This window comes from Candidatus Margulisiibacteriota bacterium (genome assembly GCA_018822365.1).
Lineage (GTDB): Bacteria > Margulisbacteria > WOR-1 > O2-12-FULL-45-9 > XYB2-FULL-48-7 > XYB2-FULL-45-9.
Genome location: JAHJKL010000047.1, coordinates 1 through 3599 on the forward strand (window position 1 = coordinate 1; position 3599 = coordinate 3599).

At 48.7% G+C, this 3599-nt stretch carries 5 protein-coding genes; all 5 read right to left on the minus strand.

Going from position 1 to position 3599, the window contains the following annotated elements; all coding sequences use genetic code 11:
- Positions 1-468: hypothetical protein (locus KKF06_03765; GenBank protein ID MBU1616886.1), on the minus strand; the 468-nt coding region annotated here is incomplete at its 3' end.
- Positions 441-905, minus strand: a complete 465-nt coding sequence (locus KKF06_03770) for a hypothetical protein (GenBank protein ID MBU1616887.1) — start codon at positions 903-905, stop codon at positions 441-443. The genes KKF06_03770 and KKF06_03765, both read right to left, overlap by 28 nt.
- Before the next feature lie 41 nt (positions 906-946).
- Positions 947-1507: a hypothetical protein gene (locus KKF06_03775; protein MBU1616888.1), complete on the minus strand. Its 561-nt coding sequence runs from the start codon at positions 1505-1507 to the stop codon at positions 947-949.
- Between the two features lie 33 nt (positions 1508-1540).
- Positions 1541-2392 carry a cupredoxin domain-containing protein gene (locus tag KKF06_03780; protein ID MBU1616889.1) on the minus strand — a complete coding sequence of 284 codons (852 nt, stop codon included), beginning with the start codon at positions 2390-2392 and terminating at the stop codon, positions 1541-1543.
- Positions 2393-2404: 12 nt separating this feature from the next.
- A partial coding sequence (locus KKF06_03785) for a hypothetical protein (protein ID MBU1616890.1) occupies positions 2405-3599 on the minus strand: 1195 nt, incomplete at its 5' end.

Consider the following 3599-nt stretch of genomic DNA (forward strand, 5'->3'; position numbering starts at 1 on the left):
CAATTTTACCAATCCGGTCGCAACTTTTAATCCGGTAAGTTCTTTTATAGTCGTGTTCCCGGCCATATCGGCCGCCTCAACTTTTAGGGCATGAAAACGAACTGACTCATCCTCCAGGTTATAGGGGACACCAGCCTGCAGGTCGAGTTCTTTCTGGGACGAGCTGACCGTAATATATCCCAAACCTTTTCCATCTAATGAAACCTTAACCGATCCGGGATCGACCGCGATATCATCTTTGACGACCAGATCAAAGTTGGGCCTCACTTTGATGTAATCATTGGCCCAAACGGAGCGCCCGTCGACTCGAACCGATATTGTCGGCGGATTAGGATCCGGGTGGATCTCTCTTACGGTCAAGGTAATTGAAAATGAATCCCTGGCCTGACTGCCGGTCGAGATCAGGGAAATAAGGAAGACGGCAATTGCCAGGCTCAATATTACCGCGTATTTTTTGTTTTTTTCCATAGCACGTCCAGATAGATCTTTGTGTAGCAAGCCAGGGCGAATTGGTCGCCGCCAGGGGGTCGCTCTTTAATTTGCAGATAGACCAGCCATTTCCCCCCGTAGTTTTCAGGCTGATCCGGGATAAGGGCAAAAATCGCCGGACCGCCGCTTTGCCCGGGGTTAAGAATGAATTCACTTACCGATGCGGATAGCCACTCCTTCCGGCGAATCGGCTTATAACCAGGTTCATCTTTTGCTCCTATCTCATGAGCCGATCTAAAACTTACCTGGTAGGTCCTGCGAAGCCTGGAGTGATTGGTCACTTTGATCGGAAGAGGTAGTTTGACCAGTTTACCAAGCGTTTTTACCCGCCAATGGAAAACTGCTGGAGAAGCCTCAAGCCCTTTAGCCCACGTTTGACCCAGAAAAACTGCCGATAACAGTAATCCTATTAACAACCCTCGCGTAATGATCAAATTTTATAACCATCCAATAAATATCAATGCGCGGTCGCTTCAAGCGTTACCGTGATCGTATTCGCCCCTCCCACACTGACCGAAGTTGGCGCCGCTACGCTAAAATAAATATAACGATCGGTCGTGGCTGAAATATTGGGGTCGATCGCCGTACCAGGCGAACTGGTCGCGGTAACAGAAACAGCAGAAACCATATTTGGATATGTAGCTGCCTGCCAGGCACCAAAACCTCTGGCAGAAAGAATGTATGCGTCAACACCTTGGGACCCAAGGGACCATCCGTTCGTGTTGGTGGCAAATCCTGCCAGGTCAATAGCGACATTGCTCAAGTTTGCCAGTAGGATCCCCTCCTCACCAGCGACTCCGCCGGCCGCTTCCATCGTATTTAAACTGCTTCCGGTAACTGTGCCTATTGCCCAGGTTGAATAATCAGCTAAATTATAATCTTTAAGAGAAATGCCGATAAAACCGACCGTAATGGTAATGGTAAAACTGTCACTGGTTGCAGCTTGCGCCCCTCTGATCCCCGCCACCCCAAGAACAACAGACAAACCGATCAGAATAAAAACTAAAACCTTTTTCATTTTCAATCTCCCCCTTTTAAAGGATGCCGTTGACTATTTTTTCGGTTCTATCAAGACCCTGGCAAAACCGCTTAGCCCGTCCTCTTCTTCAACCATCAAGATAGATTCCCATCCTCTGGTCACGGTTGAATTTGCCTTAGGGACTGCTATTTTTAACTCAATTTCTTTCTTTTGTCCAGCCCCAATTTTTACCTTATTTTTCAAAGGTTTTATCCATTTCTCTGACATTGCCCATTCATAACCAGGACTCAAGTTGATCTCCTGCTTTCCCGAATCGGCAGGAGGGAGAAAAGAAAACACCTTATAAGTATGGGGACGCTTATCGTTGTTGTACAAGATCAAACGCGCTGTTATCGCCTTACCCTGAATGATCGGGACCTTGATCGTACTGGGAACAAAGCCCAATCTTCCCGACGGACGTCCTTTGACCATAGCCGCTTTTGTTTCGAACATGTAGTTTGGTTTGATCGAAACACCAAAAAGGTCCCCTTTTTTCATTTCGTTGGAAATATTGACGTAAACGATCCAATGCTGATTAAGATATTTTTCTTCATTGGGGACTTTCAGATGCATCCTGACTTTTCCGGAACTGCGCGGGGCCACTTCAAGCCAATTACTTTCCATATAGAGCCATTTTGGGTCCGGAATTTCCGAATAGCCCTTGAGCCACTGGCTTTTCGCCTGGCTCGGCTTGATCGGCGAGAGGCAAAACGATTGCTGGCTATCACTGCTGTTTTCGATGGTCAGGTCAACCCCGAGGTCCAGATCTTTGCCGATCTCAATATTTTGCGCGCAAAATGCTCCGGGAGAAACTTTGATCCCAGCGGCAAAAACCCCGGCTGATAATATAATGATCATCCCAGCCAATAAGACATTTTTCGCCATTCGACACCCCTTTTAATGCTTCCGACAGCCAACCGTTACTGTTATTCGCTCTTCCGCGCCGGTAGTAATCGCGACCGGCGTGCGCAAATAAATATACAACTTACGAGCCCCGCCGCTCGCCACGTTTTCCCCGCTCTCTCCACCTTCATAATTTCCTGAAGAGCCCCCTCCCTGGGTTGCCCAGGTCTGGCTGGTGGTAATAATATCACTTGTAGTGGAAAAATCCACTTCTGCCGGAGAAATATTTCCATTAAACAGCCCCATGAGCAAAACTATCTCCTGCCCGCTCTCTCCGGTCGAGCTCAAGGTCCAATTGGTCGTTACTCCGGACAGACTAAAATCTTCCGGCACATTCCCTTCATTTTTGACGATCACACACTCGGAAGTCGCCATGATATAGACGGTATTTAAGAGTTTTGCGGCCCCGACCTCCCAGGTGGAATAATCACTGGAGTCGCTGGCGTCGCGCAAATTGACGCTGATCGAGCTTGCTTCGATCGTAAAGAGAGCGTTAGATTCATCCGTAACGGTTTGCCCCCCCTTTACCGCTTCGATCCTCACTTTGGCTTCGGTTGTCGGCTCATCAGGAATCATCCAGAAATAAGAACCATCGTCTTGCAAGTCGGCCTCAATTAATTGATAACCGAGCGCTTCGGAGGTGGTGTAATAAAGATTGATCGTTTCCGGTGAGCCGCTGGTCTCCCAGGAAATATAATAACTCATCCCGGCGATCCAGTTTTCTCCGCCGCTGGGGGCTTCCAGCGTGACAGATAGCAGGATCGGCACAACCCTTGCCTCAATGGTAAAACTGCCGCTCTCCGCCGTCCCCCAGTTCTGGTTGATGGAATTATCCTGGAGAGAAACTTTGATCTTTGCTTCGGTCGTGGAAATGTCCGCCGGCAAGGTCCAGCTATATGGCGAAGAAATATCAGCTTCAGAAGTTATAAGATAAAGATAGCTGGTCCCTTCATCGGTCGAATACCAGATCCAGAGGGAATTCGGTTTGATCCCTGATTCATCGGTCGCGGTAAAAGTGATCTCATGGATCGAGCCTCCCCGCCACTTATCTCCCGCGATTGGGGAGGTAACCTCAATTGTTGGGCCATAGACATCTCCCTCAAGGATGGTAAATACCCCGGCCGATTCATCGGTCGCGATGCTGTCCCCAACCGCCTCTATCTTTACTTTCGCTTCGGTCGTCGGTTCA